This is a genomic window from Acinetobacter sp. CWB-G5, assembly GCF_019209785.1.
GTDB classification, from domain to species: Bacteria; Pseudomonadota; Gammaproteobacteria; order Pseudomonadales; family Moraxellaceae; genus Acinetobacter; species Acinetobacter johnsonii.
Genome location: NZ_JAHUTF010000004.1, coordinates 55545 through 81174, shown reverse-complemented (window position 1 = coordinate 81174; position 25630 = coordinate 55545). Strand labels below are relative to the sequence as shown.

Genomic DNA, 25630 nt, shown 5'->3' with positions numbered 1-25630 from the left:
ACAAGTCGAACGAAAAAAAAGCAAAAAAAAACGACCTAAAGCAGGTCGTTTTTTCCAAAAAACTAAAATTATTTAATTTTAGCTTCTTTGAAGATTACGTGTTGACGGATTTTTGGATCAAATTTTTTGATTTCCATTTTTTCCGGCATAGTACGTTTGTTCTTAGTTGTGGTATAGAAATAACCTGTACCAGCAGTAGAAACTAGGCGAATTTTATCACGCATGGTTCAGACTCCTTAGATCTTTTGACCTTGAGCACGTAGGTCAGCAACAACCTTCTCGATACCCAATTTGTCGATAATACGCATACCTTTTGTAGTTAGACGAAGACGTACAAAACGTTTTTCGCTTTCTAACCAGAAACGGTGGTGATGCAGGTTCGGCTCGAACCGGCGTTTGGTTTTGTTATTGGCGTGCGAGACGTTGTTGCCAACGACTGGACGCTTGCCGGTAACTTGGCAAACCTTAGACATGGTGAACTCCATTGCTAGACAGCACCGATTGTGCGCTAGTTATTAAGTAAACGGATGAAATCATTCAAGGGGCGTTTTATACCAAAAATGCGCTTAAAAGACAAGCGATTTTCATTAAAACTAGGCATGAACCCGTGCGATAGGTCATGCCTTGATCATTTAGCGAAGAAGGGTCTTTGAAATCAACTTGTGAATTGGTTTGTTAAACGGTGGGAGAATGAATTTCAAGCTATATAACTTGGGATTCGACATCACTGACCGTTCATGCGACAAACTGAAGAAACCTTCTGGACCATGATATTTCCCCATACCTGATGCACCAACGCCACCAAATGGTAAATCGTCTTGTGCGACATGGGTCAAAACCGTGTTTTGTCCGAAATGCCCTGAATGAGTACGCTGTGCGACATAATCTGCACGCGCCTGATCAAAGTCGAAGTAGTATAATGCAAGTGGACGCGGACGGCTATTAATAAACTCGATAACATCGTCTATTTGATCATATTCCATGATCGGTAGCAGTGGTCCAAAGATTTCCTCTTGCATAATACGCATGTCAGGCGTGACCCCTGTTAATAGTGTAGGGGGCACTTTGCGGGTGTCGGAGAAGGTTTCATGGGCTGGGTTGACCTCAACCACCTGCGCTCCATGCTCACGTGCATTTTCAAGATAACCTTGCAAGCGGTTGTATTGGCGGTCATTAATAATTGAGGTGTAGTCTGGATTATGCAGAATGTCGGGATACATCTCTTCCACACACTCGCGGAAGTGTTCAATGAACTCGGCAGTTTTACCTTTAGGCAAGAACATATAGTCAGGTGCCACACAGGTTTGACCTGCATTCCACAGTTTACCTGCAGCAATCCGCTGTGCAACATCCCGTAAATGAATAGAAGGATGTACTAATACTGGTGATTTTCCGCCAAGTTCGAGGATCAATGGAACGAGGTTCTCTGCCGCAGCAGACATGACGGTTTTACCGACATTGGTTGAACCTGTGAAAATCAGTTTGTCAAAAGCCAGACGACAAAAGGCATCCGAGATCGCGCCACCGCCATTGGTCACGGAAACTAATTCTTGAGGAAAGGCTTCAGAGAGCGCTTTTTCAAGAATGCGACCAAAGTTACTCGATGAACTAGAAATCTTAATCATGGCATGGTTACCTGCCGCCAAAGCACAAATTAAGGGTCCAATCGAGAGTAATAAAGGATAGTTCCATGGGGTAATAATGCCGATCACACCTAAAGGTTGATATTGCACCCATGCTTTAGCCGGCTGGTGAATGATGGAAACGTGACGTTTCGAGGGTTTCATCCACGTGGTTAAATGCTTGCTATAATATTTGATGTGTTCAAGGCAGGTGAGTAATTCCCCAATTTTGGTTTCACTGGTGGAACGGTTGCCATAGTCTTGATTAATTGCCTCTGCAAATTGATCTTGATACTTAACTAAGATACGCTTAAGTCGTGCCAAACGGTCAATACGCTCTTTTGCGGTTGGCAATGGATAACGTAAATAAGCGTGCTTTTGCTGTTCAAGCACATCATGTAGGTGCTGAATATCATAAGAATGTGGTGTCAATGAAGTTGTTTTTGTTTGACTGTTCATGCCGCACTACCATTTCAAATTTCAATTTATGTTTAATTTTTAGAGTAATTGCTCTAATTAGTCAAGTTACTTTATGTGTTAGTCTTCTAATGCACTGAATGAATGGTTATTTTAGGATGTCTCAAACTAAAACGTTGAAAACCAAAGAACGTATTTTGCAACTCAGTTTGCAGCTTTTTAACGAGCGTGGAGAACGTTCTGTTACGACCAATCATATTGCCGCTGAATTGAATATGAGTCCGGGCAATTTGTATTATCACTTTCGCAATAAAAGTGAAATTATCAAAGAGCTCATGGAACAGTATCAGAAAGAAACGCTGGACATGCTGGCACTGCCGGATGATCGTGTTTTGGATGTGAATGATAAAATTAGTTATTTCCAAGTGTTAAGCAACCAATTGTGGGCCTATCGATTTTTACATCGTGATGTTTATCACTTAGTTGAAAATAACGAAGATTTTAGAAAAATGTATCCACGTTTTGCTGGACAGGTGATGCAACAAGGGCAAAAAATTTATCAGGCCTTTGTTGATGCTGGTTTAATGCAAATGACACCTTCTGAAATAGAAGCCTTGGTGATTAACTTGTGGATTGTCCTCACCAACTGGACTAACTTTTTGTATATGTCTGGGCATATCAGTGATTCAAATCATCTTGAAGAGAAATGGGTTTGGCAAGCGTTGCGCCAAATGGTGTTCTTAGAAGGGGCGTATTTGCGCGGTGAAAGCCGTGAAACATATGAGCGATTATTGGAAAGTTTTGGCCCGTCAGAACTTTTCGCGAGTCTTTCACATATGAAAAATAATTGAAGCCGAAAAACAAGCTATTTAGAAAGCGCGTGAAACGCGGTAGAATACTCGGCTTATTTTGATTAGGTGTAACAAGAACCAACATGAACATGACAACTGCTAACACAGCACGTTTACTGATTACTTGTGAAGATAAACCAGGGATCGTGCAAGCTGTATCGAGCTTTTTGTATCATCAAGGCGCAAATATTACTGCGCTTGATCAATACGCGACTGAAGCTCAGGGCGGACGTTACTTTATGCGTGTTGAGTTTGAACTAGACAATTTACAGTCTCGTAAAGAAAGCATCACTCAAACTTTTGCTGCAAATGTAGCAGAGCGTTATGAAATGCAATGGCGTTTGGCGCTGGTCAGCGACGTGAAAAAAGTCGGGATTTTGGTGTCTAAAGTAGACCATGCCTTACTTGAGCTGTTATGGCGTCATGCGCGTGGTGGTTTGCCGTGCGAAATTACCAAAGTGATTTCTAACCACGAAACTTTACGTGAAGCGGTTGAGAACTTTGGCATTCCGTTTGAAGTTGTCCCTGTAACGAAGGACAACAAACGCGAAGCTTATGCTGAAATTGATGAATTAATGCAGGGCAATGATTTATTGGTACTTGCACGTTATATGCAAATTCTAGATGAAGCATTTGTCGAGAAGTGGGAAATGAAAGTGATCAACATTCACCATTCATTTCTACCTGCTTTTGTTGGCGCAAACCCATACAAGCAAGCGCATGAAAAAGGTGTAAAACTCATTGGCGCAACCGCACACTATGTCACTGCGGATCTGGATCAAGGTCCGATCATTGAGCAGGATGTAGAGCGTGTGAACCATGACTTTACGGTTGATCAATTACGTGAATTGGGTCAGGATGTTGAACGTAACGTCTTGGCACGTGCAGTGAAGTGGCACTTAGAAGACCGTATTATTGTTGATGGTAACAAAACAGTCGTTTTCCAATAAAAAATTGGTTGCAAGCAAGATTGAAAAAGGCATACATTAAGTATGCCTTTTTTATTTGGGTATGATTAGAAAAAACCATAAAAAGTGACAAATTAATAGTTGCAAATGAAAACACTTCTCATTTATCATTGCGCTACTTTATTGTACTAACCGATAAGCGTTATAGTGGAAACCAACCTAGTGGCCACTCCGCTTAAATTAGGTCACCGATTTTAATGAGTTCAACAGTTATTTCTCCTATGCAGACTCCCAACCCGATGAAAAAGAAAGTTCTTGCTGCTTTGATCGCGGTTGTCGTGGGCCATATGGGCGTATTGTGGGCAGTGAACCACATGAAAGCTCCTGAACTCAAACCGATTGAAAAAGAACCATTGAAGGTTCGCTTCGTTAAAATTCAAGAACCACCAAAACCGCTACCGCCTAAGCCGAAGGAAGAACCGAAAAAGGAACCGACTAAGCCGAAGGAAGTGAAGATTGTGGAAAAACCACAACCGACCCCACCGAAAAAGGTAGAAAAGGTTCAACAAGTTAAAAAAGCAGAAGTGGTTAAACCGGTTGTTAAACCAACCGAAACCCCAGTAAAACCGACAGTCACCACGACGATTACAGAGAAAAAAGTCGAAAAACCTGTCGTGCAACCAGAGCAAGCGAAACCTGTTACTCAGGCTGCACCAGCTGATACTTCACCGAAGTCGGTGTCGATTGGTGGTTCAGGTGTGCAATGGAGCCGCTCTCCAAAACCAGTTTATAGTAATCAAGATTTACAAGGTGAAAACCGTCGAGTAGTGGTGCTGATTGAGGCGAATGAAAAAGGGTCGATTGTGAATGCCCGTATTACGCGCTCAAGTGGTGTGCCTGCTTTAGATGAAAAGATTTTAAGAGCTGTCAAAGGCGCTAAATTTAAACCTTATAAAGAAAATGGTGTGGCTTATCCAATTCGGGCTGAGCAACCATTTGATTTAGAATTGAATACAAAACGCTAACTTTATCAGGAGTTCGAGTATGAACTTTTCAGTTTATTGGCAACATGCTGATGCAGTCAGTAAAACACTGTATTTCATCTTGTTGGCAATGTCGATTGCAACGTGGACCATCTTTGTTTTACGTATCATGGGTACACGTCAATTGAAACAACAAGCTTATGCTCAACTTTCGCAAGCTTTAGCTAAGTTAAAATCAAAGTTTGCTATATTGAACTTTGAACAACGTAAAGCCGTTGCAGAACAAGCACTCCTTCGTCAAATTTCTGCTGAAAAAGCGAATGCTGAGAAAGGTGTTTCAGTTCTAGGTACGATTGCATCGCTTGCACCGTTCGTGGGTTTGTTCGGTACAGTATGGGGGATTTTCCATGCCCTTGTTGCTGTTGGCAAAAGTGGTCAAGCGGGCTTAGCGCAAGTTGCAACTCCTGTAGGTGAAGCACTGATCATGACGGGTTTAGGTTTGGCTGTCGCGATTCCTGCGGTGTTAGCGTATAACATCTGTGCGCGTGTAAACCGTACTTTGGCACATGAGCTTCAAGACCAAGCACACGGCTTGCTCATTGATACCATGTTGCAACAAGACTCAGCACCTGCGGCAGTAGAAAGTAAAGCGACTCAACAAGGTCTAGTTGGAGGTCAAGCTTAATGGCTTTTCAATTGGGTGACGATAACGATGCTGGCATGAATGAGATGAACCTCATTCCGCTGATCGATATTATGCTGGTTTTGATGATCATCTTCTTGGTGACAGCGACCGTTGCCAACCCATCAATTCCATTAACTTTACCAAAAACGACAGCTGATATTGTAGATCCTCCACCTAAAGCCATTACCGTGAGCATTAATGCAAATGGCGAAGTGGCTTGGGATAATCAAGTGATTAGTTTGGAAGAACTACAAACGCGTTTTAATGAAGCGGGTGAGTTGGAAACCAAGCCAACGGTTCAACTTCGTGCAGATAAAGAATCTCGTTACGATATGGTGGCACAAGTCATGTCTCGTGCGAGTGAAGCTGGACTGGCGGATATTGCTTTCGTCAGCGATAACTAAGTTGATGTAAAAAAAAGCGACTCTTGAAGTCGCTTTTTTTATTGTGAATTATTGAGTTATTTGCTGTCTTTCAATAAAGCCTGAAACTTAGAGCGCAGCTTCATCAGTTTTGGTGGAATGGCAAAGTTGCAATAGCCTTGAGACGGGTTACGAGCGTAAAAGTTCTGGTGATAGTCTTCAGCCGAATAGAACGTTGGTACAGGACTGAGTTCGGTCACAATCTCGAGACCTTCTGCCTTTAAGTCGCTAATCGCTTGCTCTGCATCAGCACGCTGCACATCATTAAAATAATAAATGACTGAACGATACTGGGTGCCAACATCATTGCCTTGACGGTTGAGTGTTGTCGGATCATGAGTGGCAAAAAACACATCGAGCAGCTGAGCATAGCTGATTTGAGTTTCATCAAAATCAATTAAAATAACTTCGGCGTGGTTGGTATCGCCACGACAAATATCTTCATAAGTCGGGTTGTCGGTATCTCCACCTGCATAACCACTGGTCACTTTATGTATGCCCTGAAGCTCTAAATAAACCGCTTCTACACACCAAAAACATCCACCACCAAAGAGTGCTTGTTGCATTTTAAAATCCTAATTGTGTTTATATCTGTTTATATAAGGGCAGATTGGTTCAGTACAATGTTGTCTGTTACAGATTAAAAAAGCCTGTGATTACAGGCTTTTTATAGAAACAATTTAACGTGGTTGAATGGCAGAGCCAAACTGTAGCAGCAAGTTACCGTGTCGATCGAGTAGTTTCAGGGTTTTACCAAACACTTGGTAATGCGTCACTTTTGCCAGCGCTTCTTGGAACTGTTGCGGAACAGCACTGTTATTGATACAGGCCATTCGGGTGGTTGCGAGCTGGCTCAAGGTGAGCGTATCGCGTCCGACGGTATAGCTGCCCATAATGCGGTTACAGCCATCTGCACCACTGATGCGGTTATCAGCTGAAAACTGAAGGCTTGGAATATTACGTTCATTGGGTGCTGTTTTAATTTCGGTATTGCCAATTTGCGTCAAAATCCAAGTCCGTTGCTGGAGTTGTTGAATGTTGGCCATTTCAATGGTGTCGGATGGGGGGGGTGTCGTTTGGCAGCCAGTCATGATTAAGCTACTCGCTAAAAGACTGCTTGCAATCAGTTTTTTTAACATGGGATCAGACTCTTATTGTGATGTATCGTCTGAACTATCAAAGCAAATTTTGTCCTTGATTGCCAGTTTTAACTTGCAGCTTTTCGTTGCAGACTTTAGCGAGTTTGGTCAACGGGTAAACCCTGACGAATGAGCTGTGAATACTCACGACTGGTTAAAGCTGTTTCTTTGCTTACACGTGGGTTGATATAGGCTTTTTGATACCAAGTTTTCATATCCCACTGAGGACTAATCGCGCCTAAGTCATACAGATAGTTCGGCAAATAGCCTGAAGCTAAAATACGATAGTCAGTCGGTAAAGCGTCATGTGAAACGGCTTGAACCATATCAAATACCAATGTGGTGCAATTACTGGTGAGGGTATTATACCACTTAGGATGCTTGGCGAGCTCGTCTGCCTTATGTAAATACTCTACAAACAGTGCTTTACTTTCAGCCTGTCCGAGGCGAACAGGAAAGAAATAGACTTGTTCATGACGAATATTGCTACGGGTATACACAATATCATGCTCATCTGAGGCCACTAAACTCAGCTCATATTTTCTAAAAAAACCACCAATCGCTGAAAATTCTTCATTTTTCTCTTTGCGAATTTCAATGGAAAAGGTCAGCGGTGCGGTATTGGCAAAATCAAAACTGACCAAGGTATGCGCGATTTGCGGCCCCATCCAGTACGAGGTAATGATATTGACCCCAGTGATTTGATTTAGATCGAAAGAGCGGGTATCCCAATGTTCAGTATAGGAGCCGTCAGGGTACCATGTAAAATTACGGACATTATGAAGGGTGACATGGTCGCCTTGTTTTTCATAATGCAAGATTTTTGCTACTTCAGGTTGCCAGTCGCGGTCTTGGCGAGCATCTAAACTAAAATACCAAGACAACGCCAGTAAAAAGCCAAGGAGATAAAGGATGATATCGAGGCGACGACCAAAAAAGCTTTGCGTGATATAGATGCCTAAAATGCTGAGCGCAAAAGCAATCCAGATCCCAATAAAAATACGGCTGACCAACCAGCTCAAAGGCGCTTGAATCCACAATGCAAAACACAGCCAAATTGAACTGAACAAGACAAAAATACTAAACAGGGTGTGGAGTAATCCAAAGCCCAGTGTCCGCCAAAATTCTATTTTGATCATGTTGTGCATCGTGCTTTTAGCAAAAAGAATATGCTTTATTTTTGATAGGTTGCGAACTCAAAAGCAATTCCAGTTTTGTCATCAATATGTTGTTCTGACGCCACTTTTTTAAATGCTGCTGGAATGGCAGGGTAATGCGCATCACCTTTCACATCGAGTTCAACATGCGTGAGTTCTAAACGGTCCGCAATGTCGATGGTCTGTTTAAAAATTTCACCGCCACCAATGATAAAAATACTGTCAGGTTTTTCTGAAGCTTGAACATCGGCAACAGCTTGCGCTAAAGCTTCTTCGATGCTGTAAGCCACTTTTGTACCTTCAAAAGTCCAAGAGGTGTCGCGAGTAATGACCCAATTGACGCGCTTGGGTAAAGTACGGCCCATCGATTCCAGCGTTTTACGGCCCATAATGACCACACCACCTTGGGTGATGGCTTTGAAGTGTTTTAGATCGGCTGAAATATGCCAAGGTAGGTCATTGCCTTTACCTATACAGCGTTGCTGATCCATTGCGACTACATGTACAACTTCTAAGTTTTGAAAGGCCATAACGCGCTCAAATGTTGGGTCATATTTCTTACTCTTCCTCAAGGAGAGGAAGAATATCTATTAGTAAACCTTAATCCCGCTGATTCAATGCGAGATTGAATTGGACTTGATCTACTTTAAACAGCAACAGGTGCTTTAATCCCGGGATGTGATTCATAACCCACGATTTCGATATCTTCAAATTTAAAGTCGAAAATATCTTTAACCGCTGGATTGAGTTTCAGTTGGCACAGCCCTAAAGGTTCACGGCTTAACTGAAGCTTTGCTTGCTCAAAATGGTTGGCATATAAATGCGTATCACCACCCGTCCAGACAAAGTCACCCACGCCTAAACCGCAGACTTGCGCGATCATATGGGTGAGTAGCGCATAACTGGCAATATTAAAAGGCACACCTAAAAATACATCGGCACTGCGCTGATAGAGCTGACAAGACAGTTTGCCGTTATGAACAAAGAACTGGAAGAGGGTGTGGCACGGAGGAAGAGCAACCTGCCCCGCTTCTTGTGGATTCCAACCCGATACAATCAGACGGCGTGAGTTTGGATTGGTTTTAATTTCATTGACTAACCACGCAATTTGGTCAAAACCATCTTTTTCATACAAACCGTCGGCTTTTTTGGTTGCACCGAAATTACGCCATTGATGTCCATACACAGGCCCCAGTTCACCTTCTGGGCGACCAAAACGTGCAGTTTGTTCTGCGGTTGACCATTCATCCCAAATACTGACTTTGTTGTCCTGTAAATATTGCACATTGGTATCGCCTTTTAAGAACCACAACAGTTCAATCACGATCGAACGAAAGTGTACTTTTTTAGTGGTTAATAAAGGGAAGCCTTGAGAAAGATCAAAGCGCATTTGATGACCAAATACCGAGCGCGTACCTGTACCAGTACGGTCGCCTTTATCACCGCCGTGATCGAGGATGTGTTGTAGCAGGTCTAAATACGTTTTCATAAAACTCTCAAATAAACACTTCGGGGGAACAGACCTCTTAATAGAGGTGCCTGTACTTTCCACTCTAAATTATAAAATCTGCGGATGATTATACTGAATTGTGCCTTATTGCGCACCCGAGATTAGTAAGTCAGGCGAGATGATTAATCATATAAAAGTTATGTGAAAGCTATTACAGAGAACCAGGTTAAAGTGGTTTTGTACAGGATTTAAACTGAAATAATTGAGTTGAATTGGATCTAAACAAGCAGCCGTTTAGATGGGCAATCCATTCCATATTTAAGGACTTCGTTAGCCGATGGTGAAACATTTGAGCTTAAGCCGAAAAAGGACTTAGGTAAGGGGTAAATTTTTTAGTTAATTTAGGTTTCAAAAAGTACAGAGAAAAGAAAACTTTAGAAAGGTTGTGTTGCATTTTGAAAAAAAATATTACATTTACGACATGAAAGTTCAATGCTGAGCGGTTAGTATTTCGAACTCGAAAAGTTGCACACCCCTAATGATTGGGAGGAGAGTTGGTTTTAGTATGCCTTATGATCAAAACGTAAATATGAATGACGTCTATGCGCCTGCGCAAACCAATATCATAATACGTTCTCAGTCAGAGCGAAATGTTACCGCTTCGGATATTTTAAGCTCGAAGCAGGCACGAGAAAGGGCTATTAGTAACCATCAGCGTGTGGATATTGAAAAATTTACAGGCTTTTTAAGAAATATTACCCGTCAAACCAGTACCCAAAAATGTGCTAAAAGTATTCGCATTGGCTTAGAGTCTGCGGGTGCACGCTTCAAGAGTCATCCTGTGGCGGCAGCAGATTGGGGTAAGACCTTAACCAGCATTGGTTATCGTAAAATCAACTTATCTTTTGATCAGCCTAAAAAAGGCGATATTTATATTATCGACCGTACTGCAAAAAACCGTTATGGACATATTGCCGCTTATTCAGGCAATGGCTGGGTTTCTGATTTTAAACAAAGTGGTTATGCAGTTTACCGTAACCAAAATGTGAACTACAGCTATTATCGAATGGATTAAGCAGATGTTGACGGGATGTAGAGCAACTCCGCATCCCGATTAAATTCTTTTTTCACGCTGTGCGTGAATCGATGCTAAAAATAAACCAATTCCACTAAAGCCGATACACTGAAGCGCCAGCGCAATTTTATCTTGAGCGGGTAGATAGCCCAGCAAACAAATCAGAGCAATTAGGGGCAGAAAAACCACCAAACGCGAAAAGCCTTCCCGATACGGATTGTCCTGAGCAATCTTCAATTGCACACCGCGTAGCAGATGCGTTGCAATGCCAATCATTAGACTCAAACCAATAAAAATCGCGCCAAGCTGTTGAACTTGTGCTGCCATAAAAATCATCACGCAAGTTGCAATACAAATGATGAGTTTAATTTGACGGCTACAGCGTTCAGAATACCAAAAGTTCAACATGGTTTATTTGGACTCAGGCTGAGTATTGCTATGCAAAAGAGATAGGGGGGAAAATAGGCAAATCCCCAGCGCCATAAAACCAATCCCTTGCGCGCCTGGAATCAGCAGCTCACCATCTTTAATATTCATAAAAATCAGCGCCAAGAGTAGGGCAATAGGAATCCAAGTCAGTAGACGATACAGAAAACCTGTAGGATTTTTGGCCGCAAAGTGAATTTTGCAGTAACGACAAATTAGAAATACAATCCCAGTACCCAAGAACATTAAAATGGCATTGAGGCTCAGGGGTTCCATCCAATACAACACACCTGTTACAACAGCAATTGCGATAAAAATAAGTAATTTTTTAAGAATAGAGATTGAGGGATTAAACCAAAATTCGAGCATGGGAGTGATGTATTTAAAAACCAAACATATGTCACTTTAGCATAATTTGGTCCTAAAAAAGGGGGCAATGATGCCCCCAATATTTTATCCGCTCATCGGATTAGCCATTATTCTTTTGTGGGCCCCAATCATAGATTTTCTTTTGATAGGCATACCACATCATCCACGCGCCGACCAGAATCATTGGTAGACTGAGGAATTGACCTTTACTCATCCATGCAATGAACAGCTGTCCGTTGTCAGGCTCACGGAAGAACTCGACGATGAAGCGGGCCATACCATAACCGATCAGGAATAACGCTGAAACCGCCATACGAGGACGTGGCTTTGAACTGAACCACCACAGTACGATGAATAACAATAACCCTTCAAAAAAGGCCTGATAGAGCTGAGAAGGATGGCGAATTAGCTGTAGCGGGTCAGTTGGGAAAATCATACCCAGTGCAAAGTTTGGATCTGCAACAGGGCGACCATAAAGCTCTCCACCAATGAAGTTACCAATACGACCAAACATGAGCCCTGTAGGTACACATGGCGCAATAAAGTCGAGGGTTTGGAACCAAGTCATTTTGTATTTCTTGCACCAGAACAGCATGGCAAGCATTACACCCAAGAAGCCGCCGTGGAAACTCATGCCGCCTGTCCAGACTTGGAACAGCCAAATTGGGTTGGCAAGGAATTGCTCAAAGCCATAAAAGAAGACGTAACCGACACGACCACCAATAACCACACCTAGAGCGCCATAAAAGATCAAATCGGAGACCATATCAGGTGTCCAACCACGTTCTTTCGCGCGGTAGCTTGCAAGTCCCCAAGCAAACAAAAAGGCCAATAAATACATCAGTCCGTACCAATGGACTTGTAAAGGGCCAAGTGCTATTGCAACGGGGTCAATATTTGGATAGGTCAGCATGCATATTCCTAGTCATTATGTTTTGAACAGATTTTAGCTGAAAGAGATGAAAAATGTTGTACATTCAATGTGTAAAGATGATGAGTATCGTTTATGTGTATTGTGGCAATAGCATGGCAGGTCTTGGATGAGATGCCATTGTGTTTGATTTCAAATCGAGATGAGTTCTATCAGCGCCCTTCGAGCCATTTAAAGCAATGGGAAAATAGCCCGATTATTGCAGGGCAAGATTTGCAGTCTGGCGGCACATGGATGGGGATAACGCCAACAGGACGTTGGGCAGTTTTAACTAACTTTCGCGATGGAAAGGATCAAACCAGCTATCCAACGTCTCGTGGACATTTGATTCAATCCTTTTTAGAGTCTGAACAAACCCCGATTCGTTTTGCACAAGCTTTAGAGAAAAAACAATGCGACTATGCGGGCTTTAATCTTTTTATGGGGGATCGGTATCAGGCGGTCTACATGAGCAATCGAGGTGAAGCACCACAGGTTCTTCCGAAAGGCGTGTATGTGGTGTCGAATGGTTTGATGACGGAACATTGGGAAAAAACCAAACATTTACGTAAGCGCTTTACCCAAGAGTTCCTACCGATGTTGCAACAATCCAACATCTTACAAAGTGAGTTAGAGACAACGGCTTGGGATATTTTGGAGGATGAACGCAAGATTATTCCAGACTTGTTGCCGCAAACTGGCATTAGTCAGGATATGGAAGAGTTATTGTCTTCGACCTTTATTCAAAGCCCTATTTATGGGACACGCTGTTCTAACTTCCTGCGCATGACCCATGAACAATGGTCTTGGCTGGAAAAGCAGCAGCAGGGTGAGTGTAAAGGAAAAATCACGGAACAGACGGTATTCTTTAAGCTATAAAAAAATGCCGACATGAGGTCGGCATTTGCTGTGTTTTTGCTTAACCTGCGATCAAACCGCCATCATTACGTGTAATGACCACGGTTGCCGAACGTGGACGCGCAGTTTGGTTCGTACGATCGGTTTGGCTTGCAGGCCAGTGGCTGGTTGGTGCATCGTAGCTCTTAGAGTCTTCACCCGGATGTTGCACATTAATGAAAATGGCTTTGTGGTCAGGCGTCATGGTTACCCCCGTGATTTCACATTCAGCAGGGCCTGTGAGGAAACGACGTAAGTTTTCATCTGTAACTTTTGCACCCACAATAGTTGCTTGTTCATTTGGAGCAGTTGCAGCACCGCCATCACCCACTTGACCCGGTAAGGCTGCAAGCATCATACAGTTAGTTGTGTCGGTATACGCGCCATCATCGGTTTGAATCCACAGCACGCCCCGTGGGTCAAACCACATCCCATCTGGTGATGACAGGTCGTTGTTATCATTTAAACCTGAGAGGTTAATGTTTTCCGCCATCGCAGCTTCAGCACCAAATAAGTAAATATCCCATTCAAAGGTCTCTGCCGCTGAGTTTTCTTCTTTGAAGCGAATGATATGACCGTTGACATTGCCTTTACCGCCTTCTGGGTCGCTATAGTTACGTGGATTCGCTGCATCGGTTGTATATGCTGTACCACGGTTTGAGTTGTTGGTCAGCGTAACATAAACTTCCCCATTTTCTGGGTTAACTGCGACCCATTCTGGACGGTCCATCTTGGTTGCTTTAACCGTGTCACCTGCTAAACGTGCAAAGGTCAGGACTTCTGCTTGAGAGCTAAATGGGTAAATGCTGTTTTGTTCATTTAGGCCATTTTGTCCATAAGCCAATTCGACCCATTGTCCTGTACCGTCATCATTGAATTGAGCCACATAGAACTTGCCATTGTTCATGTATTTGTCACCTGCTCGGTAACCTGTGTTAATGTCTTTCGGGTCCCAAGTTGCATCCGAGACAAATTTATAAATGTATTCGCCACGAGAGTCATCCCCCATGTAGAAGGCAAACGGTTGGCCTTCAATTGCACGGCTTGCACGACAGTCTTCATGTGCGAAACGTCCTAGTGCAGTACGTTTTACAGGGTTTTGACCTGCGTTAAACGGATCAATTTCTACAATCCAACCAAAGGTGTTTGGCCCATTACGGAAGTCTTGTGTAGCAGTTGCTCCTTTAATAGTTGCATCCCAACGGTCATATAGATCTTGCGACTCAGCTTCGCCAATTGCGGTTTCCCAAGCATAACGTGAGTTCGTATCCAAATAAACGGTACGATTTTGCTCATCTTTATTTGGGATTTTATTTCCTGCTGGATCAAGGAGGTAAATAATTTGTCCTTTTTCATTCTTCTTCGGGGTGCCATCTGCATTTTTCTCATAAAGATAATCAATACTTAAGCCCAAGCCATAACGTTTTAATGCGATTTTTTCTTTCTCTGAGCGGCCTGCATATTCATCTGCACCAGCGCGTTTAAAGTATCCAATAAAGTTCTCTTCAGTGGTTAAATAAGTGCCCCATGGGGTGTAGCCATTGCCACAGTTATTATGCGTACCACGCGTTTTCGTCCCGACAGGTGAGTATTGGGTCGCAAGTAAAGTAGTGTTGGCAACAGGGCCGTTAAAGTCCATCACCGTGGATGCTGTGATGCGGCGGTTAAATAACGAGTTTTGTATAATTTCAACTTTTTGATTGGTGTTGTCTTTCTTGATATGAACGACAGAAACCCCATGTGCGTTGACTTCGCGAATCACTTCATCCTCAGGGCGACGGCCATTCGGTTTGGTGGGGCCTTGTGGGTGTAAGAAGGTTTGGTTGATATATTCATGATTCATCACCAACAAGCCTTGTTCAGATGCGGTAGCGTCAAATTGACCCTTTGCAGTATCTAATCCAAAAAAGCTCATCCCATCATGGCAGTCACCTGAACGGAACTGAAAGCTTGGGCCTGAAGGTACATTGTTGTCTTCCCATGCCCCAAATGCAGGATGAATCGAGTCGCCCATTGCATAAAGTACAGAGGCAGTATAGCCTTCAGGAACCGTCACCCAATCATCTAAGTTTTTTTCAACAGGGCTAAAGGTAAGCTTTTCTGGTCGCGTATTGGGGTCGGTTGGTGTGGTGTTACCACCTGATGAGTTTGAATTGTCATCATCGTCTCCACACGCGGTTAAGCTTGAAGCTAAAGCCAATGCAGCAGCCCCACTAGCCGTTTTTTTAATTAAGTTACGACGTGAGATCCGTTTTTCTAGAATGTCTCGAAAATGGACGTTGCTTGAGTCATTATTATCCAGTTCTTGGTCTTCATGGTAAGGCGTTTGATAGGTCATGTTTATTCCTAGCGTCTTTGCTTGGTCGTTTTTAGAAAGTTACACACAAGGTAAAGATGCAATATGACAAGGTGGTGAAGCTTATATGTCAAAAACATGAAATGATCAGTAGTACATCTAGCCATAAAAAAAGCAGGCAATTTTGCCTGCTCATTGTTTTCAATCGGGGAGCTTAAACTTCAGCCGCTCGTTTTTTTTCAATCAGTTTTCCAAAAAAGAGACCAATTTCAAATAAAAGCCACATCGGTATCGCGAGCATAATCATCGAAAGAGCATCAGGTGGGGTCACAAACATTGCAACAAAAAAACAACCGACAATAATGAATTTTCGTTTTTCAACCAATTGTTGTGTGCTCACCACCCCAATCAAGATGAGTATCAAGGTAACAATAGGAATTTCAAATGTTAAGCCAAAAACCAAAAACAGTTTTAGACAGAAGCTGAGATAGCTGTTGATGTCTGTCATTGGGGCCACAGTGTCAGGAGAAACACTGATAAAAAAGTGCAAAATGGATGGCAGCGCAATGAAATAAGCAAAAGCTACACCTGCATAAAACAAAGCAATACTACCAATCAAAAGAGGTGTTGCGAGTGATTTTTCTTTTTCGTATAGCGCAGGTTTTACAAAAGCCCAAAGCTGATAAATGATAAAAGGCATGGCCAGCATGAGAGCCACAAAAAAGTTTAGTTTAAATGGCGCCATAAAGGTGGCAGTAACATCCGTTGCAATCATAGATGAGCTAACTGGAAGTTGTGCTCGTAAGGGTTCAGATAGCATTTGGTAGCTATGATTGGCAAAAGGCAATAAACAAAAAAACAAAATGAGAATTAAACCGACGATTTTAAATAAATGACCTCTTAAGATGATCAAGTGCTTAGTAATCGGCATTTCTTCAAGCAGCAGTTGCTCTGAGTCTTGAGTCACTACAGGGCTTAAGTTGCTAGATTTCATACGGCCTCCCGCATCGGTTCAAAGCGATTTTGAACACAGCCTAAATAAGGTGCCGAATCTACAGATGACTTTTGTTTCATAGGCTGAAGTGTCAGTAAGATAGGCGCTTTTTGATCTACATACTGATAAGTATGGGAGATATTTTTATTATCGAGTATGGCAGTTTCTTGGTGCTTTTCATTTGCCAAAATATTTTGTTGTTGTATGTGTTGCATCTGAGCTTGCATTTTTTGTTCAAGCTCCTGAATTCGCTTCATTTCATTTTGCATTTGCTCACGTAATTCAGACATCCGTAGCTCACGGTCAATGTCATTTTGTACATTACTGACCATGCGTTTGACTTTGCCATACCACTTGCCTGCAAAGCGCGCCGCTTCAGGTAATTTCTCTGGTCCAAGAACCAATAGTGCGATAATGCCAAACACCAAAAGCTCTGTCATGCCGATATTGAGCATCGCAAAACTCCAATGACTTAATGTTTGACGGTTGAGTTGCTTGTGTTGCTATTTTGATGTTCTAAGGTGCGTGGTTCATTGAGTTGAGCTGCTTCAGCGTCCTCATCACGGATTGATTTTTTAAAGTCTTTCACGGCACCACCGACATCTTTGCCTAAGTTCTTAAGTTTGGCTGTACCAAAAAGAAGAATAACCACAATTGCAAAAATTAGTACGTGCCAAATTGATAGTCCCGCCATGGGTAGATCCTCATCATTTTTCGTTTTCCCTATATCAACAGGCTTGTGTGACATTGCGGTGACGATGATGTTTCAATTTCAAGACAAAACGATCGCTCCGCACAGATTTTGAGGAAAAGCAGTGTTATGATGATTAGGTGAAATTTCAAGGATATTGAAGTGACGTTGCTGCTCCCTCTGTTGGCCTTTCTTAGTGGTTTATTCCTTGCATCTACCCCATTGGCAACACGGTTGAAAACAGGATTTTCAAGTCTATTAGCGCGTTGTTTTATTCCGATTGTTATTGTCTACAACATGGTGTTTTATCAGGCTGGTAGCTTTAGTCTGATGTTATTCAGTTTTGTCGTGGCAGTGCTCTTATTTTACTTTTTCTTTTATTTTTCAAAGAATAAATTAAGCGCCTTATGCTTTAGTTATGTCAATATGGCATGGCTAGGCTTTCCTTTTGCGATAGCGTTGTTTGGCACAGAAATTAGTCCAGCAATGGTGGCGCTATACATCGGTGGTTCTATTTTTGGCAATCTCTGGGCGGTGACGGCTGTGAGCCAAACACCGTTAGCTTTTTCGTTTATTTTAAAAAAAGTGCTCTGTGCTCCACCCATGATTGCTTTGATGTTGGTCGTTATTCTTCGTTTCGTTGGGGTACAACATTGGTCACAGCATGATCTGATTGATGTGGTTTATAGTGCAGCCAAATTTGGTATGAGTTTCTCTGGCATGTGTGTATTGGGCATGTGGTTGAGGCACACCAAAGTTGAAAAAGCGGACTTGTGGCAAAGTAGTCGGACAGCTTTGTTAAAATTGGTATGTGGCGTGGTGCTGTGTGGGCTGAGTTATCGTTATCTTGCTATTCCTCATATTGAACAATATATTGGGGTCATGTTCTTATTATTTTGTTTACCGCCAGCAGCCAATATTGTGGCTTTGGAAACGCATTATCAAGGTACAGGCACATCGGCAAAATACATTGCTTCAGGTACGATTATCAGCTGTGCCGTGGTGAGTATTTATGGTTTATTGCTGCATGTATTTGCTGTGATCTAAGCACTTACTTTTAGCTAGACATGCATAGTACTGCTGCGCAACGGTGATAGAGAGGAATATAGAGAATCTTTCGCCACCGTCCTCCCCGAGGGGAGAAGGGGCAACATTATACAGCTTAGTTTTTATTGTTCTAAACTGGCTTTAAACAGTTGCATCGCCTGACCACGATGGCTGATTTTATTTTTTTCTTCTTTACTCATTTCTGCACTTGAAAGCCCTAACTCGGGTAACAAGAACAGTGGATCATAACCAAAACCATTTTCCCCACGAGCAGCCTCTAGTACTTCACCTTTCCAAATGCCTTGGAAAATTTGTGGAAGAGGATCATCAGCATGTTGCACTAATGCTAAAACGCATACAAACATGCCTTCAATCGCTTGACCGTCTTTACGCAGTGGCTTGAGTTCAGCTAATAATTTTTGATTATTGGCAGCATCATCGCCGTGTTCGCCTGCATAACGTGCAGAGTAAATCCCCGGTGCACCATCTAAAATAGGGATGCAAATGCCAGAGTCATCTGCAATGGCTGGTTTTCCTGAAATTTTAGAAGCATGGCGTGCTTTAATAATCGCATTTTCGACAAAGCTCAAACCATCTTCAATGGCATCTTCAATATTCAATTTACCTTGAGCAATCACTTCAACAGGTAAGTTGAGCTCTGCAAATAATTTTTCAAATTCCGAAATTTTGCCTTTGTTATTGCTTGCGAGGACTAAGGTACCTTGAGATAACCAATCAGTTGATGCCATGTGAAAGATCCGTGCTTTAAAAATTATGCGGTTATTTTAACAAGTCCGACTCATGGATAGGCAATAAAAAAGCACCCGAAGGTGCTGAGTTTGGAAATAAAAGCTTATTGAGCTTGAATCCACTTGTCTGCACGGTCACGTGCTTGACGAATTTGATCTTGGGTTAAGTTTGCCGCCAACGCTGTTTTCTTGCCTTCAGAAAGCGTAATCACTTTATTATCGAGCATGCCATCACGGGTTGAAAGCTCATACCATTGATAAGCACCCATGTAGTTTTTCTTTTGCTCTTCCATCATCGCCAAGTTAAAGCTTGCGCGGTTATCACCACGGCTAGCTGCTTTTTCAAAGTATTGACGTGCTAAAGATTCATCTTTTTTGGTGCCTAGGCCATCTGCAAGCATACGGCCAACATTCAGCTGAGCAGCCGAAAGACCTTGATCTGCAGCGGCTTTGTACCAAGCAAAGGCCTGTCGTTCATCTGCAGAGATATCTTTACCTTGTTGATACTTGGTTGCAAGATAGAACTGCGCAGCAGGCTGACCCGCTTTTGCTGCTTTAATTAAGCTATTGATATCCATAACAGAATATTGTGCAGCTTGACTCGCAACAGACGTGGTTGGGGAAACATAATCTGCATGAGCTTGAATGCTCAAAAGTCCAACCAGTAGTGTCGTGCTTAAGAATAGTTTTTTCATAGAGCGCTCACTCGATAAATTGCGACTTCACCAAACAAATTCGGGAGACGTTTACTGAGTAAACTATCTTGTTGATCCCCATTTACAGCGAGTCGATTAATAATTCTGATGTTATTTTCCGCACAAAGTGCTTCAAAATCACGGAAAGTACATAAGTGGATATTGGGTGTGTTATACCACATGTACGGTAAAGCTTCAGAAACAGGCATCATTCCTTTAAGAGCCAAGAAAGAACGAGTCTTCCAATGAGCAAAGTTTGGAAATGTAATGATCGCCTGTTTCCCTACACGCACCATATCACGTAATAAAACATCTGGTGCATCTACCGCTTGCAAGGCTTGTGCCATAACGACATAGTCAAAAGACTGGTCTGCAAAGCGGCTTAAACCCAAGTTTAAGTCTTGTTGAATAATATTTAACCCGCGACCGACCGCAATTGCAATCTTTTCTTGATCAATTTCCAGTCCATATGCGCGAATATTGTGCTTTTTGCTCATATGAGCCAGTAATTCACCGTCACCACAACCTAAATCGAGTACGCTGGAATCAGGTTTGATCCATTTTTCTGCCAGTTGATGATCAATACGCATTACATAGCCTCCTGAGATGTTGCTTGAAGGTGTTCAGAACCGCCCAGAAATGCACGTAATGCTTTTACATACAAAGGAATCGGGAACAGGAATGAGTCATGGCCTTGTTCAGCGTCGATATCCAAATAGCTCACCGGTTTGTGATTGGTGATCAGCGCATCCACAATTTCTTGTGAACGTTGCGGGGTAAAACGCCAGTCGGTAGTAAAGGACACCACAAGGAACTGACATTTGGTCTGTGACATGGCTTTAACTAAAGACTGTTCATACTCACGCGAAGGATCAAAATAATCCAAAGCTTTGGTCATAATCAGATAAGTGTTGGCATCAAAGTTACGGCTAAATTGCTCACCTTGATAACGCAAATAACTTTCGACTTGGAATTCGACATCGAAACCGTACATAAATTTGCCTGACTTTAAGTCACGGCCAAATTTTTGTTTCATGGCTTCTTCAGATAGATAGGTAATATGACCGACCATACGTGCCAAAATTAGGCCACGTTTTGGATAGCTGTCATTTTCAAGATAGCGACCATCATGGAAGTCTGGATCAGACAAAATTGACTGACGTGCGACTTCGTTAAAGGCAATATTCTGAGCAGACAGTTTCGGCGCACTGGCAATAATCACACATTTTTGCAAACGATCAGGATAATCAACCGACCATTGCAAGGCTTGCATACCACCCAGCGAACCACCAATCACCGCACTCCAGACTTGAATACCCAGATGATCGGATAAAATGGCTTGGGTTTTAACCCAGTCTCGGACGGTGACTAAAGGAAAGTCAGGGCCATAAGGACGGTTATCATTTTCAGGGTTTGGCGAAGTTGGCCCTGTTGAACCGCTACAGCCCCCAATATTGTTCAGTGCAACCACGAAAAACTTTGAAGTATCAATCGCTTTGCCTGGGCCAATACAAGCATCCCACCAACCCGGTTTTTTATCGTCAGCATGATGGTAACCCGCAGCATGATGATGACCCGATAGCGCATGGCAAATTAAAATCGCATTGGATTTATCTGCATTGAGCTCACCATAGGTTTCAACCATCAGTTCATAACGAGGGAGAATACGACCGCATTCGAGCTCTAAGGGCTCTTCAAAAGTAAACTTTTGTGGACTAACGATACCCACGGAGTCAGCAGGAAAAGACACAGGAATAATTCGCCTTAAATCTTTGGGGTTAATAAACAAAAGGATACCACTTGAGGGTATCCTTCTAAAGTCATTTTAGTGCTAATTATTATTGCTAATACTTATACCGCAGCAGCAATCACTTGATCTGTGCTTAACACACCTTGATCAATTAAGCGGTTGGTACACGCAATAATAGCTTCAATCGATGAGGTCACAATGTTGTCGTGAATACCTGCACCGAAGGCTGATTTACCTGTTCCTTTGACTTGTAACTCAACCAAAGCCAAGGCTTTTGCATTTGCCCCAGAGCTAATACCGCGCTCTTCGTAGCTCAAGACATCAATTGGTAACTGTAAAGCATCCAACATCGCAGAGATTGGACCATTGCCTTCGCCACGTAATTGCTGAGTTTCACCATTCACTTCAACTTCAAGCTCAACCACTTGTTTTCCGTTGTTGTCATACAAACGGTAGTTTTTAGTCGAGTAATGCGTATCTTTGGTGTCCACATAAGTTTCTTTGAACAATTTCCAAATTTCTTGTGCGGTAATTTCAGTGCCTTCTTCATCGGTACGTTTTTGTACGGTTTGAGAGAATTCAATTTGGATACGACGTGGCAATACTACGTTGTAATTTGCTTCTAACAAGTAAGCAATACCACCTTTACCTGACTGTGAGTTGACGCGAATCACAGCATCATAGTCGCGGCCTAAGTCTTTCGGGTCGATTGGCAAGTATGGCATATCCCAAATTTCTTCGTTCTTTTGGAACTCGAAACCTTTTTTAATGGCATCTTGATGCGAACCAGAAAATGCGGTGAAGACCAAGTCGCCTGCATAAGGGTGACGAGGGTGAACAGGCAAACCTGTACATTCTTCTACCGTTGCAATGATTTCATTGATATTTGAAAAATCTAAGTTTGGTGCAACACCTTGAGAGTACATATTCAAAGCAATCGCAGCGACGTCGACGTTACCAGTACGTTCGCCATTACCAAACACACAACCTTCGACACGGTCTGCACCGGCCATAATCGCCAATTCTGAGGCAGCAATCCCACAGCCACGGTCGTTGTGACAGTGTACAGAGATAATCACGCCATCACGACGGGCGATGTTGCGGTGCATCCATTCAACTTGGTCTGCATAAACATTCGGTGTCGAAACTTCAACCGTAGCAGGTAAGTTTAAAATCACTTTATTGGTTGGCGAGGCTTCCCAAATTTCGGTAACTGCATCACACACGTCTTTTGCAACTTCTAATTCGGTTGCAGAGAAACACTCTGGGCTGTACTGGAACACCCACTCCGTTTCAGGATATTGCGCTGCATATTCTTTGACTTTGCTGGCTGCATTGACTGCTAATTGCTTCGCACCTGCAACATCGACATTTAAGACTTTTTGGCGGAACGTTGGTGCATTTGAATTATAAATATGCACGATGGCACGTTTTGCACCCGCTAAAGACTCAAAGGTACGCTGAATCAAATGATCACGTGCTTGAACTAACACTTCGATATACACATCATCTGGAATGTGATTTTCTTCGATTAATTTACGGGTAAAGTCAAAGTCAATTTGAGAGGCTGAAGGGAAACCGATTTCAATATTCTTGAATCCAATTTTCACCAACATTTGGAACATTTTAAACTTTTGTTCCATATCCATCGGTTCAAAAATCGCTTGGTTACCATCACGCAGGTCAGTACTCATCCAAATAGGCGCTTTTGTAATTTCGTTGTTTGGCCATTGACGGTCTGGCAAGTCAACACGTTGATACATGCGACGATATTTTTTACTTGGATCAGCCAACATCATGAGGTAACTCCTTACATAGTACGGGTTGCATTTGAGTGGGTAATAAAAAGCAACCTACTATTTATATAGATTGTGTCTATGGTCTCTATTTACAAGGGAGTCTTCAGGGTGTTTGTAAACGTAAATATTTGATACGACTTAGATTTACCGTGAGTAACCTTGTAACGTTATATTTAAGAGTTTAATCCAGTTCGGTCGAAAAGATTTTTCTTTTTTTATGGCTTTTAGTCGTATCTGAAAAAATATTTCCCTCTAATTTGATATATAGGGGAAATATTTCCGTGTATTTTTGAGATGTGTTTGATCTTTTTCTTCATTTTACAAATTTGAGTCATTTCATTCGCTTTTTTGAAGAAGTTATGTGAGCTCTATGACCATATCTGGCTGTATATCTGCAAGTGTTGCAGTGCCCATCAACGCCATGGTGATCTCAAATTCTTCTTTTAAGATTTTAAGCACATGGGCAACGCCTAGGGCACCCGCAGTGGCAAGACCATAAATACATGGTCGCCCAACTAAAACCGCGGAAGCTCCCAAGGCAATCGCCTTAAACACATCTGAGCCGCGACGAACACCGCCATCATATAAAAGAGGGAAGTCATGTGGCACAGTTTTCTTGATGAGTTGCAAGGCTTTGAGTGGCGGAATACAGGTATCTAAAACACGACCGCCGTGGTTAGACACAATTAAGCCTTGTATGCCATGTTGAATGGCCAGTTGTGCATCGAGTGGACTGACGATGCCTTTTAACAGGATGGGTAAATGAGTCTGTTGAACCATCCATGCGATGTCATCCCATGTCGGAGCAATTTTCATTAGTCCGTTAAACACGGGATGATCGCCTTCTTGCAGTTCAGGCAGTGGAATATGGGCAGGAGTGTGCGGATGCTGCATGTTTTCAGGGAGGTGAAAGAAGGCACGACGTTCACGGTCACGGATGCCTGTATGTGGTGAGTCCACAGTAATGACAATGGCGGTGAAATGTTGTGCCTCAGCGAGCTTCAGCAAAGCCAAAGATTTATCACGGTCACCTTGCCAGTACAGTTGGAACCATTTGTAAGGATTCTCTGGTTTCAACGTCCGCATATCGGTATTGGTAAAAGTACTCAAAATCATATTGCTACCGAGTACTTCAGCCGCCAACGCGGTTGCAGCTTCTGCTTCAGGATGAAACTGCTGTTGATGACCAATCGGTGCCACAAAAATAGGATGTGGAAAGGTTTGCCCTAAGATTTCACAGCTCGTATTGCCTTGAGTGAGATCTCTTAACATGCGTGGTATCAAGTGCAGGTTTTGGAACTGAGCGAGGTTATTCCGAACACTGATCTCATCCATAGCGCCACCTTGCAAATAGTGCCAGACTATCTCAGGCAGATGCTTTTCTGCCTCAATTTCATAGTCTGCAATGGTTTGCAGATAAGGCGGGATTTGGGTGAGTGGTGGCAAAACAGTTTTTGATGTCATGGAACGGTCCAGTTGCTACATTAGTTGACGTTGGGCTGGGATTATTGTTTTACAGTTCAGCCCATTTGCGCATCAGGTTATGATACAGACTGGTTAGCTTGACCACTTCCTCATGTTGATCACCGAGTTGTACACGTAGGTTCTGAATGGTTTGATCAAGATTAAATAAGATATGACGGTCAGCATCATCTCGAATCATACTTTGAACCCAAAAAAACGAAGCGACACGGCAGCCTGAGGTCACTGGTGTTACCTCATGCACGCTAGTAGATGGATATAAAATCATATCTCCTGCAGGTAATTTCACTTCATGATAGCCATAGGTGTCTTCTACTACCAAATCGCCACCTTCATATTCGTCAGGTTCGCTTAGGAAAATAGTGCAGGATACATCGGTACGAATCCGATCTTTGCTTCCGGCTACCCAGCGAATGGCATTGTCCACATGGAAGCCAAAAGTTTCGCCCTGTTCATAGCGGTTAAAATAAGGTGGCAAAATATCTAAAGGTAGGGCCGCGGACATAAAGAGCGGATGTTGTCCAAGTGCTTCTAAGATGATACTACCTAGGTGTTGAGTGAGAGGATGATCTTCGGGTAGCTGTTGATTTTGTTTTACATTTTTTGAGAGTGATCCTGTGGTTTTTTTACCATCAATCCACTCGACTTTTGCCATTTCACGGCGAAAGTATTGTACCTGTTCTTTGCTTAATACATTGGGAATATGATGGATCACAACACGACCTGCTGAAAATGAAAGATCTATTTAGTCTTTAAGCATATATAAAAATAGCCTCAATGAGAGGCTATTTTTATCAAATCTCAGGATGAAAGAGA

The 25630-nt window shown here is 42.6% G+C and carries 30 protein-coding genes; 8 read left to right on the top strand and 22 right to left on the bottom strand.

Features of this window, described 5'->3' with window-relative positions; genetic code table 11:
- Positions 1-68 precede the first annotated feature (68 nt).
- The 3 genes from rpmG to KVY11_RS09075 form a co-directional block, all read right to left on the bottom strand.
- Positions 69-224 (bottom strand): 50S ribosomal protein L33, encoded by a 156-nt coding sequence (rpmG, locus tag KVY11_RS09085; RefSeq protein ID WP_003654787.1) that lies wholly within the window; start codon positions 222-224, stop codon positions 69-71.
- Positions 225-236: 12 nt separating this feature from the next.
- Positions 237-473, bottom strand: coding sequence for a 50S ribosomal protein L28 (gene rpmB, locus KVY11_RS09080; protein ID WP_000048256.1), 237 nt, complete (start codon positions 471-473; stop codon positions 237-239).
- A gap of 159 nt (positions 474-632) precedes the next feature.
- The gene (locus KVY11_RS09075) at positions 633-2081 is read right to left on the bottom strand and encodes a coniferyl aldehyde dehydrogenase (RefSeq protein ID WP_168157995.1); all 1449 of its coding nucleotides are present in this window, start codon (positions 2079-2081) and stop codon (positions 633-635) included.
- A gap of 116 nt (positions 2082-2197) precedes the next feature.
- Here KVY11_RS09075 and KVY11_RS09070 point away from each other — a divergent pair, with 116 nt between their 5' ends.
- The 5 genes from KVY11_RS09070 to KVY11_RS09050 all read left to right on the top strand — a co-directional run bounded on the left by KVY11_RS09070 (position 2198) and on the right by KVY11_RS09050 (position 5870).
- Positions 2198-2890, top strand: coding sequence for a TetR/AcrR family transcriptional regulator (locus KVY11_RS09070; protein WP_087527660.1), 693 nt, complete (start codon positions 2198-2200; stop codon positions 2888-2890).
- Between the two features lie 83 nt (positions 2891-2973).
- The gene (gene purU, locus KVY11_RS09065) at positions 2974-3840 is read left to right on the top strand and encodes a formyltetrahydrofolate deformylase (protein WP_004692478.1); all 867 of its coding nucleotides are present in this window, start codon (positions 2974-2976) and stop codon (positions 3838-3840) included.
- Positions 3841-4055: 215 nt separating this feature from the next.
- Entirely contained in the window at positions 4056-4823 is a 768-nt protein-coding gene (locus tag KVY11_RS09060; protein ID WP_004692476.1) for an energy transducer TonB, read from the top strand.
- Between the two features lie 19 nt (positions 4824-4842).
- The gene (locus KVY11_RS09055; RefSeq protein WP_218288724.1) at positions 4843-5466 is read left to right on the top strand and encodes a MotA/TolQ/ExbB proton channel family protein; all 624 of its coding nucleotides are present in this window, start codon (positions 4843-4845) and stop codon (positions 5464-5466) included.
- Positions 5466-5870: a biopolymer transporter ExbD gene (locus KVY11_RS09050; RefSeq protein WP_058868889.1), complete on the top strand. Its 405-nt coding sequence runs from the start codon at positions 5466-5468 to the stop codon at positions 5868-5870. Before KVY11_RS09055 ends, KVY11_RS09050 begins: the two co-directional genes overlap by 1 nt.
- A 56-nt stretch (positions 5871-5926) precedes the next feature.
- Here the strand turns inward: KVY11_RS09050 and msrA are convergent, their stop codons facing one another.
- From msrA to thyA, 5 genes are all read right to left on the bottom strand, one after another.
- Entirely contained in the window at positions 5927-6454 is a 528-nt protein-coding gene (msrA, locus tag KVY11_RS09045) for a peptide-methionine (S)-S-oxide reductase MsrA (protein ID WP_218288723.1), read from the bottom strand.
- Positions 6455-6568: 114 nt separating this feature from the next.
- Entirely contained in the window at positions 6569-7027 is a 459-nt protein-coding gene (locus KVY11_RS09040) for an META domain-containing protein (protein ID WP_114836428.1), read from the bottom strand.
- 95 nt (positions 7028-7122) lie between these two features.
- On the bottom strand, positions 7123-8175 hold the full coding sequence (locus tag KVY11_RS09035) for a DUF4105 domain-containing protein (RefSeq protein ID WP_218288722.1): 1053 nt from the start codon (positions 8173-8175) through the stop codon (positions 7123-7125).
- Between the two features lie 26 nt (positions 8176-8201).
- A complete protein-coding gene (locus KVY11_RS09030) occupies positions 8202-8714 on the bottom strand; it encodes a dihydrofolate reductase (protein ID WP_218288721.1) in 513 nt (170 codons plus the stop codon).
- Between the two features lie 116 nt (positions 8715-8830).
- Positions 8831-9673, bottom strand: a complete 843-nt coding sequence (gene thyA, locus KVY11_RS09025) for a thymidylate synthase (RefSeq protein WP_005400836.1) — start codon at positions 9671-9673, stop codon at positions 8831-8833.
- Between the two features lie 526 nt (positions 9674-10199).
- Between thyA and KVY11_RS09020 the strand changes: the two genes are divergently transcribed.
- Positions 10200-10709: a hypothetical protein gene (locus tag KVY11_RS09020; RefSeq protein ID WP_010325875.1), complete on the top strand. Its 510-nt coding sequence runs from the start codon at positions 10200-10202 to the stop codon at positions 10707-10709.
- Between the two features lie 39 nt (positions 10710-10748).
- Here the strand turns inward: KVY11_RS09020 and KVY11_RS09015 are convergent, their stop codons facing one another.
- The 3 genes from KVY11_RS09015 to lgt form a co-directional block, all read right to left on the bottom strand.
- On the bottom strand, positions 10749-11117 hold the full coding sequence (locus KVY11_RS09015) for a hypothetical protein (RefSeq protein ID WP_148826756.1): 369 nt from the start codon (positions 11115-11117) through the stop codon (positions 10749-10751).
- 3 nt (positions 11118-11120) lie between these two features.
- Positions 11121-11504, bottom strand: coding sequence for an AzlD domain-containing protein (locus KVY11_RS09010; RefSeq protein WP_125280825.1), 384 nt, complete (start codon positions 11502-11504; stop codon positions 11121-11123).
- Between the two features lie 100 nt (positions 11505-11604).
- Positions 11605-12417 carry a prolipoprotein diacylglyceryl transferase gene (lgt, locus tag KVY11_RS09005; protein WP_004979021.1) on the bottom strand — a complete coding sequence of 271 codons (813 nt, stop codon included), beginning with the start codon at positions 12415-12417 and terminating at the stop codon, positions 11605-11607.
- A gap of 93 nt (positions 12418-12510) precedes the next feature.
- On the opposite strand from lgt, the gene KVY11_RS09000 reads away from it, so the two are divergent.
- Entirely contained in the window at positions 12511-13293 is a 783-nt protein-coding gene (locus KVY11_RS09000) for an NRDE family protein (RefSeq protein ID WP_218288720.1), read from the top strand.
- A 40-nt stretch (positions 13294-13333) separates the two neighbouring features.
- On the opposite strand, the gene KVY11_RS08995 is transcribed toward KVY11_RS09000, so the two are convergent.
- The 4 genes from KVY11_RS08995 to tatA form a co-directional block, all read right to left on the bottom strand.
- Positions 13334-15649 carry a PhoX family phosphatase gene (locus tag KVY11_RS08995; RefSeq protein WP_010325880.1) on the bottom strand — a complete coding sequence of 772 codons (2316 nt, stop codon included), beginning with the start codon at positions 15647-15649 and terminating at the stop codon, positions 13334-13336.
- A 172-nt stretch (positions 15650-15821) separates the two neighbouring features.
- A complete protein-coding gene (gene tatC, locus KVY11_RS08990) occupies positions 15822-16601 on the bottom strand; it encodes a twin-arginine translocase subunit TatC (RefSeq protein WP_176537127.1) in 780 nt (259 codons plus the stop codon).
- Complete coding sequence (gene tatB, locus KVY11_RS08985) at positions 16598-17056, bottom strand: Sec-independent protein translocase protein TatB (protein ID WP_010325882.1); 459 nt, start codon at positions 17054-17056, stop codon at positions 16598-16600. Before tatB ends, tatC begins: the two co-directional genes overlap by 4 nt.
- A 17-nt stretch (positions 17057-17073) precedes the next feature.
- Complete coding sequence (tatA, locus tag KVY11_RS08980; protein WP_004979030.1) at positions 17074-17295, bottom strand: Sec-independent protein translocase subunit TatA; 222 nt, start codon at positions 17293-17295, stop codon at positions 17074-17076.
- A gap of 159 nt (positions 17296-17454) precedes the next feature.
- Here tatA and KVY11_RS08975 point away from each other — a divergent pair, with 159 nt between their 5' ends.
- A complete protein-coding gene (locus tag KVY11_RS08975) occupies positions 17455-18339 on the top strand; it encodes a permease (RefSeq protein ID WP_218288719.1) in 885 nt (294 codons plus the stop codon).
- A 122-nt stretch (positions 18340-18461) separates the two neighbouring features.
- Here the strand turns inward: KVY11_RS08975 and rdgB are convergent, their stop codons facing one another.
- The 7 genes from rdgB to KVY11_RS08940 form a co-directional block, all read right to left on the bottom strand.
- Complete coding sequence (gene rdgB / locus KVY11_RS08970) at positions 18462-19088, bottom strand: RdgB/HAM1 family non-canonical purine NTP pyrophosphatase (protein ID WP_218288718.1); 627 nt, start codon at positions 19086-19088, stop codon at positions 18462-18464.
- A gap of 104 nt (positions 19089-19192) precedes the next feature.
- Positions 19193-19783 carry a tetratricopeptide repeat protein gene (locus KVY11_RS08965; RefSeq protein ID WP_004692440.1) on the bottom strand — a complete coding sequence of 197 codons (591 nt, stop codon included), beginning with the start codon at positions 19781-19783 and terminating at the stop codon, positions 19193-19195.
- The gene (gene metW, locus KVY11_RS08960) at positions 19780-20373 is read right to left on the bottom strand and encodes a methionine biosynthesis protein MetW (protein ID WP_004979039.1); all 594 of its coding nucleotides are present in this window, start codon (positions 20371-20373) and stop codon (positions 19780-19782) included. Before metW ends, KVY11_RS08965 begins: the two co-directional genes overlap by 4 nt.
- Complete coding sequence (locus tag KVY11_RS08955; RefSeq protein WP_218288717.1) at positions 20373-21533, bottom strand: homoserine O-acetyltransferase; 1161 nt, start codon at positions 21531-21533, stop codon at positions 20373-20375. Before KVY11_RS08955 ends, metW begins: the two co-directional genes overlap by 1 nt.
- Before the next feature lie 101 nt (positions 21534-21634).
- Positions 21635-23332 (bottom strand): 2-isopropylmalate synthase, encoded by a 1698-nt coding sequence (leuA, locus tag KVY11_RS08950; RefSeq protein ID WP_004979043.1) that lies wholly within the window; start codon positions 23330-23332, stop codon positions 21635-21637.
- 357 nt (positions 23333-23689) lie between these two features.
- Positions 23690-24796, bottom strand: a complete 1107-nt coding sequence (locus tag KVY11_RS08945) for an alpha-hydroxy acid oxidase (protein ID WP_218288716.1) — start codon at positions 24794-24796, stop codon at positions 23690-23692.
- 49 nt (positions 24797-24845) lie between these two features.
- The gene (locus KVY11_RS08940; RefSeq protein ID WP_218288715.1) at positions 24846-25529 is read right to left on the bottom strand and encodes a Fe2+-dependent dioxygenase; all 684 of its coding nucleotides are present in this window, start codon (positions 25527-25529) and stop codon (positions 24846-24848) included.
- Positions 25530-25630 lie beyond the last annotated feature (101 nt).

What these genes read in the sequence shown, in the direction of transcription:
- KVY11_RS09075 (WP_168157995.1), bottom strand. Translation starts at nt 2,081, where the DNA reads ATGAACAGTCAAACAAAAACAACTTCATTGACACCACATTCTTATGAT.
- KVY11_RS08965 (WP_004692440.1), bottom strand. Translation starts at nt 19,783, where the DNA reads ATGAAAAAACTATTCTTAAGCACGACACTACTGGTTGGACTTTTGAGC.
- KVY11_RS08945 (WP_218288716.1), bottom strand. Translation starts at nt 24,796, where the DNA reads ATGACATCAAAAACTGTTTTGCCACCACTCACCCAAATCCCGCCTTAT.
- KVY11_RS09030 (WP_218288721.1), bottom strand. Translation starts at nt 8,714, where the DNA reads ATGGCCTTTCAAAACTTAGAAGTTGTACATGTAGTCGCAATGGATCAG.
- leuA (WP_004979043.1), bottom strand. Translation starts at nt 23,332, where the DNA reads ATGATGTTGGCTGATCCAAGTAAAAAATATCGTCGCATGTATCAACGT.
- tatB (WP_010325882.1), bottom strand. Translation starts at nt 17,056, where the DNA reads ATGCTCAATATCGGCATGACAGAGCTTTTGGTGTTTGGCATTATCGCA.
- KVY11_RS08995 (WP_010325880.1), bottom strand. Translation starts at nt 15,649, where the DNA reads ATGACCTATCAAACGCCTTACCATGAAGACCAAGAACTGGATAATAAT.
- metW (WP_004979039.1), bottom strand. Translation starts at nt 20,373, where the DNA reads ATGCGTATTGATCATCAACTGGCAGAAAAATGGATCAAACCTGATTCC.
- KVY11_RS09060 (WP_004692476.1), top strand. Translation starts at nt 4,056, where the DNA reads ATGAGTTCAACAGTTATTTCTCCTATGCAGACTCCCAACCCGATGAAA.
- rpmB (WP_000048256.1), bottom strand. Translation starts at nt 473, where the DNA reads ATGTCTAAGGTTTGCCAAGTTACCGGCAAGCGTCCAGTCGTTGGCAAC.
- KVY11_RS09040 (WP_114836428.1), bottom strand. Translation starts at nt 7,027, where the DNA reads ATGTTAAAAAAACTGATTGCAAGCAGTCTTTTAGCGAGTAGCTTAATC.
- KVY11_RS09015 (WP_148826756.1), bottom strand. Translation starts at nt 11,117, where the DNA reads ATGTTGAACTTTTGGTATTCTGAACGCTGTAGCCGTCAAATTAAACTC.
- msrA (WP_218288723.1), bottom strand. Translation starts at nt 6,454, where the DNA reads ATGCAACAAGCACTCTTTGGTGGTGGATGTTTTTGGTGTGTAGAAGCG.
- KVY11_RS09035 (WP_218288722.1), bottom strand. Translation starts at nt 8,175, where the DNA reads ATGCACAACATGATCAAAATAGAATTTTGGCGGACACTGGGCTTTGGA.
- rpmG (WP_003654787.1), bottom strand. Translation starts at nt 224, where the DNA reads ATGCGTGATAAAATTCGCCTAGTTTCTACTGCTGGTACAGGTTATTTC.
- thyA (WP_005400836.1), bottom strand. Translation starts at nt 9,673, where the DNA reads ATGAAAACGTATTTAGACCTGCTACAACACATCCTCGATCACGGCGGT.
- purU (WP_004692478.1), top strand. Translation starts at nt 2,974, where the DNA reads ATGAACATGACAACTGCTAACACAGCACGTTTACTGATTACTTGTGAA.
- rdgB (WP_218288718.1), bottom strand. Translation starts at nt 19,088, where the DNA reads ATGGCATCAACTGATTGGTTATCTCAAGGTACCTTAGTCCTCGCAAGC.
- KVY11_RS09020 (WP_010325875.1), top strand. Translation starts at nt 10,200, where the DNA reads ATGCCTTATGATCAAAACGTAAATATGAATGACGTCTATGCGCCTGCG.
- KVY11_RS09010 (WP_125280825.1), bottom strand. Translation starts at nt 11,504, where the DNA reads ATGCTCGAATTTTGGTTTAATCCCTCAATCTCTATTCTTAAAAAATTA.
- KVY11_RS09055 (WP_218288724.1), top strand. Translation starts at nt 4,843, where the DNA reads ATGAACTTTTCAGTTTATTGGCAACATGCTGATGCAGTCAGTAAAACA.
- tatA (WP_004979030.1), bottom strand. Translation starts at nt 17,295, where the DNA reads ATGGCGGGACTATCAATTTGGCACGTACTAATTTTTGCAATTGTGGTT.
- lgt (WP_004979021.1), bottom strand. Translation starts at nt 12,417, where the DNA reads ATGCTGACCTATCCAAATATTGACCCCGTTGCAATAGCACTTGGCCCT.
- KVY11_RS09050 (WP_058868889.1), top strand. Translation starts at nt 5,466, where the DNA reads ATGGCTTTTCAATTGGGTGACGATAACGATGCTGGCATGAATGAGATG.
- tatC (WP_176537127.1), bottom strand. Translation starts at nt 16,601, where the DNA reads ATGAAATCTAGCAACTTAAGCCCTGTAGTGACTCAAGACTCAGAGCAA.
- KVY11_RS09070 (WP_087527660.1), top strand. Translation starts at nt 2,198, where the DNA reads ATGTCTCAAACTAAAACGTTGAAAACCAAAGAACGTATTTTGCAACTC.
- KVY11_RS09000 (WP_218288720.1), top strand. Translation starts at nt 12,511, where the DNA reads ATGTGTATTGTGGCAATAGCATGGCAGGTCTTGGATGAGATGCCATTG.